Source organism: Promicromonospora sp. NPDC057138, from assembly GCF_042670845.1.
GTDB lineage: Bacteria > Actinomycetota > Actinomycetes > Actinomycetales > Cellulomonadaceae > Promicromonospora.
Window position 1 is genome coordinate 70262 of the sequence record NZ_JBHUUX010000023.1, and the last position, 6970, is coordinate 77231.

Sequence of the window (6970 nt, forward strand, 5' to 3'; positions counted from 1 at the left end):
GACGACCGAGACCGCACGACCAGCAGCTCACCGGTCGAAGAACTGCACCCTCCAGTCGGTGGTCCAGTTGCCCACCTCGTGCTCCACCGCGATCGGGCCGCTCGTACCGCCCACTATCTGGAACGGCGTGGTCGGGATGGCGGAGTCGAGGCCGCCCCTCACGTTCAGGATGCCGTCGAACCGATCAAGGGTGGCCACCACAGCGAACGGGCCTCCGCAGGAATCGGTGGTCTCGCCGACGTCGGTCCGGACGACCAGCGCGGCATACGACCGTCCGCCCGGGACCATGCCGACACCGAACCAGGGACTGTTGGGGCACTCCGAGGAGCCGGCGTTCGACCACATCAGCACCTGGGAACCCCAGCTCGTTCCAGCCGAGCGGCTGTAGAACCGGTACTCGTCGCCCACCTGCCCGGCCCAGACCAGGCGCGTCAGGGTGTCGCTCGCAGCGAGCTCCGTCTGGTTGCTGGTGCGGAACTGGAAGGTCGGCAGCTGGGTGCTGCTCGCCTGGCGCCAGAGCTTGTTGCGGGCGAGCACCGTCTCGCGCCCCTCTCCCTCGGTCACGAGCCTGAGCCGCGGCCTCGGGTTGTCCACGGTGCCGATCGCCACCGATGGCGACCAGGTACTGGCCCCGGCCTGGATCACGGTCCGCCGGATCTCCGCCGTATTCCCCTTCGGCGCCGCCCAGACCACGGTGACCTTGCCCGCGTTGTTGATGGCCACGTCCCTGGGCACGTCGACAAGTACCGACGGGACGCGGTGGGTGTCCCAGGAGCCGCCCCGATCCAGGCGGCTCAGGTACGACCGCCCGCCCGGAGCGCTCCACAGCAGGGCGGCGTCGCCGTCCGTGTTGCTGACGAGCTTCGACCGCCCGATCTCCTGCGCGGTGATCAGCACGGGATCCTCCCAGCCCGCCCCGTCGAACAGGTAGGACTGGTTCCCGGCGACCGCCATCGCGTAGTCGCCAGGGCCCGCGATCATGCCGCCCGTGGTGACGGGTGGTATCTCGAGGCGGGACCACTCGAGCCAGCGGCCGACCTCGAGCCACGAATGGTCCTGCCTGCCGGGCTCGGGCAGGCTCAGGGTGAATACCCGGCCCGACCCGGAGACCGCCACGTCACGATGCACCTCCCCGTCCGGAGAGCTCCAGCCGAACGCCGGGTCCCCCGGCGCGGCCGACGCCGTCGACAAGCCGGCGACGAGTGATGTGGCAAGGACACCGGCCGCGATGCTCGCGGCCACGACTGTTCGACGCACGACGACTCCAGATGGGCTCAGCGGTGGAAGAACTGCATCGAGTACCGGCCGTCCGGCTGGTCCTCGCTGATCGGGTCGGCGTCGTCGTCCCAGTTCTTGAACTCGACGACGACGGGTCCGGCGGCCGCGGTCGCGACCTGGAACTCGTCGCCGACGGCGAAGTAGCCGAGCGGCTGCTCGGCGAGGACGCGGTCGCCACGATCGACGACGAGCAGCGACGCGATGTCCGGGCACACGCCGTCGCTGTCGATGCCCCGTTCGATGCCGGCCGCGACGTACGACCGGCCGCCGGGGACCATCCCGACCCCGAGCGCTATGGCCCCGAGCCCGGCGTCGGCACGGCATCCGGACGGCGGGGCGGCATGGGACCAGAGGGTGCTCTGCGGGTGCCGGCCCGCGTCGTCGAACAGCACCGAGCGGACCTCGTAGCCGGTCTCGGTGGTGGCAGGCCAGACGACGCGGGTCGTCATATCACCCGTGGCGAGGAGCCCGCGAAGGCCAATCTTCATCTGGTACTCGTGCGGCCGGCTCGTGTGCGGCTGCCGCCAGACGCGGTTGCGCGCGATGATCGTCTCGCGGCCCTCGCCGTCCGAGTCGATCGCGAGGTGAATCTGGGTGCTCTGGCCGGTGCGGTCCACCGTCCCGACCAGCTGGCGCTTGCCCTCCGAGGTGGTGCCCGCGCGCACGCTCGTCCGGATGATCTCCGAGTACTGGTGGGTGCCCGCCCAGATCCCCACCGCCCAGACCACCGTCGTCTTGCCCTGCTCGTTGATGACGATGTCGGCCGGGAAGTCCGTCGGGAAGCCGAGGTCCTGCAGCACCCACTGTCCGCCGTGCGGGAGGCGCGCCAGGATCGCCCTCGTCGGGTCGAACTGCCGCAGGAGCACCGCCACATCGCCCGCCGAGTTGGAGTCCATCACCGCGTCGCGGACCTCGCCGTCGTAGAACGTGCCGATGTCGCCCCACGCGTCCCCGTCGTGGACGCGGTACCGGGCGGGCCCACCCACGCTGAACCTGATGTCCACGGCGTAACCGTCGGCGCCCGTGGCCAGGCCGGTCCAGCTGGCGGGGTCGGTCTCGGTCCGGACCCAGTCGTCCTGATACCCGTCCTCGAGATAGGAGATCGGCTTGTACCCGGGCTCGGAGCTCGCGTCGACGAAGACGCGGCCGGACGGCGCGACCGAGACCTCGCGGTGCGCCTCCTCGGGCCTCGGCTCCCAGCCGGGCAGCGGGTCGCCCGCCGCGGCCGACGCCGGGGGCGCGACCGCACCCGCGAGGAGCATTCCCGCCGCGATGATCGCGGCTGCAGACCGACGCATGGATCCTCCTGAGGGCAGCGTCACGTGCCGCTGCTACCCGGGGCCGGAGGCGTCGTTGCCCGAGGCCGGGGGTGCTGCGGGCCTGCTTCGATGGTGGCACCACCCAGCGGTTTCCGACAGCGCATTCGCCCCAGTTCACCCCGGTGCGGGCGGTTTCGTCCTGCTGGTCCTCTGAGCCAGGCGTCCGAGTTCGGTCCCTTGTCATCGCGTGCATCTGAGATCGGTCCGTTGCCTTGAGATCGGTCGTTTAATGGACCGATCTCAAGGCAACCGACCGAAGTCAGCGAGTTCGGTCGGATGCACCCAGCAACTGACCGAAATCATCGAGCTCGGCCGGTTGCCCCACCAGGCCAGGCCCGCTGACCCGGCGTCGAATCCCGATTGAACCGATCCCCCCACTCACCCGTAGTAGGGGCAGAGGCCGGCAACGGGTCGGCCTGCGAACGAGAGGGGCGGAGCGTGCGCAGAGGAACAAAGGTGGCGGTCGGTATCGGTGCGGCGGTTGTCGTGGTCGGCGGGGCGGCGGCGATCTTCGGGCCGGGCCTGTACGCGGACTGGGCGAACAGCGCGGCGGCCGACGAGCCCACGCTCGAGCAGTCGGCGGTCCCGCTGCCCGACGCCGAGGCGGCGGCCGGCACGTGGACCGTGACCGACGGGTCGTTCGCCGGGTACCGCGTCGACGAGGTCCTGCAGGGCGAGGACGTGACGGTCACGGGGCGCACCGAGGACGTCACCGGCTCGGTCACGGTCGCGGACGGCGCGATCACGGACGCCACCGTCGAGGTCGACATCGCCAGCGTCGCGACCGACGAGCCCAACCGCGACGCGTACTTCCGCGACACCGCGATGCAGGCCGGCGAGTTCCCCACCGCGACCTTCGAGCTCACCGAGCCGGCGACGATCGAGGAGGGCGCGACCTCCGTCGAGCTGACGGGCGACCTCACCGTCCACGGCGTCACGCAGGCCGCCACGGTCGAGGCCGAGGTCGCGGGCGACGCGACCAGCGGCGACCCGGTGCAGGTCATCGGCAGTGTCCCGATCACGTTCGCCGACTTCGGCGTCGAAGCGCCGTCGCTCGGCTTCGTGACGGTGGAGGATAAGGGCAGCATCGAGTTCTCGCTGCAGCTCCAGCCCGGACAGTAAGAACCACGACCAGACCATGACGACGACGCCGGAGGCGACCGGACCGTGACCAGAGGCGACTCGCCCGCGGGCGCCGAGGACGAGCTCCTCGCCGCGGTGCACGACACGCACGCCGGTGCTCTGTACCGGTATGTCGTGCGCCGCACGGGCGACGAGGAGGAGGCGCGCGACGTCGTGCAGGAGACCCTGCTGCGCGCGTGGCGGCACCCCGAGGTGCTCGAACGGTCCGAGGAGCACGTCCGCGCCTGGCTGTTCACGGTCGCGCGCAACCTCACGGTCGACCACCTCCGCAGCGCCCGCCGCACCCGCGAGCGGGCGACCGGGCACGTGCCCGACCGGGAGGAGCGAGACACGACCCAGGCCGTGCTCGACTCGTGGCTCGTCGCCGACGCGCTGGTGTCGCTCTCGCCGGCGCACCGGGCGGTCGTCGTGGGCGCGTACTACGGCGGCCGCTCGGTGGCCGAGCTCGCTACCGAGCTGAGCATCGCGCCCGGGACGGTGAAGTCACGCCTGCACTACGGGCTGCGTGCGCTGCGCCTCGCACTGCAGGAGAAAGGAGTCACGTCATGATCCCGGCGGGAGATTCAGGACACGGCGGCGACCAGTATGCCGAGTGGGACGCCGCGTACGTGCTCGGCGCCCTGAGCCCGAGCGACCGTCGCGCCTACGAGCGGCACCTCGCCGAGTGCGACGCGTGCCGCGCCGCCATGTCCGAGCTCGCCGGCATGCCCGGCCTGCTCAGCACGCTCAGCCCGGCGCACGCGGAGGCGCTCGTCGCGGAGTTCCCCGGGACGGACCTGGCCGACGGCGGCGGGCCCGCCCGGTCCGGCGTCGGCCCGGATGCCGGCCTGGCGCCGGTGGTCCCGCTCGCGAGCCTCGCCCGTGCGGCCCGCAGGTCCCGGCTCCGACGCCGGACGCTGGGCGCTGTGGCCGCGAGTGCCCTCATGGTCGCTGGGGTGGCCGGCGGTTCCGTGCTCGCCGGCCAGGGCTGGTTCGGGTCACCGGACGGTGCGTTCCCGACGGCGCCGTCGGCCGTCGTGGCGGACGCCCGGACGGTCGAGCTGCGTCCCGTCGACGGCGCGGACATGCGCGCCCAGGTGATCGCCACGCCCACGGACTACGGGACGAAGCTGCAGTGGCGCTGCCACTACCCGCCGATGCCCGGGCAGCAGCGGCCCGACGGCGGCTACGTGCCGCCTGAGCCGATCAGGTACGAGCTGGTGCTGGTCGGGCGCGACGGCGGGCGCACGGTGGCGGCGACGTGGACGTGGTCGGGCGGTTCGTCCCCGGGGTTGGACGCGACGGCGGCGGTGCCGCTGACCGACCTGGACCGGATCGAGATCGCTCTCGACGGGCACGAGGAGGCGCTCGCCGCGGCGACGCTATGACACCCCGTGCGGCACGTGGGGCGGTTCGGGCCGGGGCTCCATGACGACCACCACCGTCTCGGTCGACCGGAGCGCGGCGTACCCGTCCAGGTTCGCGTCGATCTCCTGCCACCTGGCCCACAAGCGGTCCCGCTCCTCGCCCTGGGCGGCCCTGGCGACGACGAACCGGGACCCGTCGGCCAGCTCCACCGTGGCCTCGGGGTGCGCCTGGAGGTTGAGCCACCAGTCCGGGTCGCCGTCGGCCCAGCCGTTCATCGCGAGCGCGACGAGGTTCGAGTCGTCCTCGATGTAGGCGATGATCACGCTGTGCTCGCATCCCGTGCGGCGGCCCGTGGTGATCACCCGCAGCGTGCCCCAGCTGCGCGCCCGCGGACGCCGGAGCCCGACCCGGCCGGCCGTGATCCGGTACAGGGCGCGATGCAGGGCCCACACGGTGTGGACGAACCAGCGCGGCGGAACCTGCGGCGCGGACTGGCGCTCGATCGGCTTGTGTTGGTTCGACACGCTGCGCCTCCGGACTCGGGCCGAGTCGCCTGCCAGGTGCCATGCCTTCGCTGGCAAGCCTTCACTACCAGGATAGAAGCCCCGCCTCGGCGGGTCTACAGACCCGCAGACCGGGCGCACCCGAGCCCTTCGGCCCAGATACGCCCGGTCCAGCTGTTGCCCCGGGTCAGCCCCAGATGGCGTCCGCCCACTCCGGGTGGTCGATGAACGGGTTCCGGTTGTGCTGGAACTGCTCGTAGATGACGTCGTTCCGGTTGGCCTCGAAGTCGGACACCGGGTCGGCGTCGTTCCAGGCCAGCAGCGCGGACAGCCTGCCGTGGAGCGGGGCCGACCCGTTGTTCACCGAGTCGTTCGGCTCGAGGTCGGCGAAGCTGTCCTCGCCCTCGTAGCGCACGGCCATGTAGAGGATCATGCGCGCGACGTCGCCCTTGACGTCGTCGCGGGGCTCGAAGGAGTCCGAGTCGGTGTAGTTTCCGGGCGCCTCGCTGACCTCGCTGCCGCCGTTGTCGAAGTCCTTGTTGCCGCGGATGCTGTTGACCTGGACGTCCGCCGGGCGCAGGTGGTGCAGGTCGGTGCCCGGGCCGGTCGCCGTGCCGAAGTCGCCGTGCGACTTGGCCCAGACGTGCTCGCGGTTCCAGTCGCCGACGTCGCCGCCGTTGAGGCTCTTCGCGCGGGACTCGCCGGTGTACAGAAGAATCACGTTGTCCGGGTTGGCGGGGTCCTCGTCGGAGGCCATGAGCCCGTCCCAGACCTGGTCGTACGACACGGCGTCGCTCACGCTGATGATGTCGTTCAGCTCGGACTTCAGCGCCTCGCCCGTCAGGCCCTCCGCGCTGTCGTAGTAGCCGGCCGGGATGTCGGCGGCGGCCTGCGCCGTGACGTCCTGCACCGCGACACCCTGAGCCACGCCGTCCTGTGCGACCGCGCCCGGCGCCGCCAGCACCCCGGCAGCGACGACGAGTGCGGACAGTCCGCTCCCCCAAGCCCGTCCGAAACGTGTGCGCATCGTCGACCTCCGTGTCAGTCGGCCCGCAACCCCCCTGCGGGCCACGGTGCCTCGCCCACACTTCCACGCACGAACCATGACCTGAAGTGACCTCAGTAAACATTGGGTGAAATCTGCCGACATGGCTCACTTTCACCTGTCTGGATGGTCGGTTGTGGGCGCGATTTTGGCGGCTACGTGCCCGTTTTAGGCGCATCGATCACGCCCACAGCCTCAGTCCATCGCGTATGTCCTGACGTAGGCGGCGTCCGCCAGCGAGGCCGGGACCATCCCGGAGGCCAGCACGGCCGCGAAGAGGTCCGCTTCGAGAACACGATCAGGCTTGGAGATCGCGTGATCTCCAAGCCTGATCG

Annotated in this window: 7 protein-coding genes; 3 read left to right on the forward strand and 4 right to left on the reverse strand. The window is 71.3% G+C overall.

The window, feature by feature from the left end:
• Positions 1 to 27 precede the first annotated feature (27 nt).
• Together ACFT2C_RS14685 and ACFT2C_RS14690 are read right to left on the reverse strand one after the other, a co-directional pair.
• Positions 28 to 1257 carry a hypothetical protein gene (locus tag ACFT2C_RS14685; RefSeq protein ID WP_377207793.1) on the reverse strand — a complete coding sequence of 410 codons (1230 nt, stop codon included), beginning with the start codon at positions 1255 to 1257 and terminating at the stop codon, positions 28 to 30.
• A gap of 17 nt (positions 1258 to 1274) precedes the next feature.
• Complete coding sequence (locus tag ACFT2C_RS14690; RefSeq protein ID WP_377207794.1) at positions 1275 to 2576, reverse strand: hypothetical protein; 1302 nt, start codon at positions 2574 to 2576, stop codon at positions 1275 to 1277.
• A gap of 459 nt (positions 2577 to 3035) precedes the next feature.
• On the opposite strand from ACFT2C_RS14690, the gene ACFT2C_RS14695 reads away from it, so the two are divergent.
• The 3 genes from ACFT2C_RS14695 to ACFT2C_RS14705 are packed head-to-tail and all read left to right on the forward strand — an operon-like array spanning position 3036 to position 5107.
• On the forward strand, positions 3036 to 3719 hold the full coding sequence (locus ACFT2C_RS14695) for a YceI family protein (protein WP_377207795.1): 684 nt from the start codon (positions 3036 to 3038) through the stop codon (positions 3717 to 3719).
• Positions 3720 to 3764: 45 nt separating this feature from the next.
• Positions 3765 to 4289: a sigma-70 family RNA polymerase sigma factor gene (locus ACFT2C_RS14700; protein WP_377207796.1), complete on the forward strand. Its 525-nt coding sequence runs from the start codon at positions 3765 to 3767 to the stop codon at positions 4287 to 4289.
• The gene (locus tag ACFT2C_RS14705) at positions 4286 to 5107 is read left to right on the forward strand and encodes an anti-sigma factor family protein (RefSeq protein ID WP_377207797.1); all 822 of its coding nucleotides are present in this window, start codon (positions 4286 to 4288) and stop codon (positions 5105 to 5107) included. The genes ACFT2C_RS14700 and ACFT2C_RS14705 overlap by 4 nt, the downstream gene beginning before the upstream one ends.
• On the opposite strand, the gene ACFT2C_RS14710 is transcribed toward ACFT2C_RS14705, so the two are convergent.
• A complete protein-coding gene (locus ACFT2C_RS14710; RefSeq protein WP_377207798.1) occupies positions 5102 to 5611 on the reverse strand; it encodes a nitroreductase/quinone reductase family protein in 510 nt (169 codons plus the stop codon). The genes ACFT2C_RS14705 and ACFT2C_RS14710 overlap by 6 nt on opposite strands.
• Before the next feature lie 166 nt (positions 5612 to 5777).
• Positions 5778 to 6617: an endonuclease I family protein gene (locus ACFT2C_RS14715; protein WP_377207799.1), complete on the reverse strand. Its 840-nt coding sequence runs from the start codon at positions 6615 to 6617 to the stop codon at positions 5778 to 5780.
• Between the last annotated feature and the right edge of the window lie 353 nt (positions 6618 to 6970).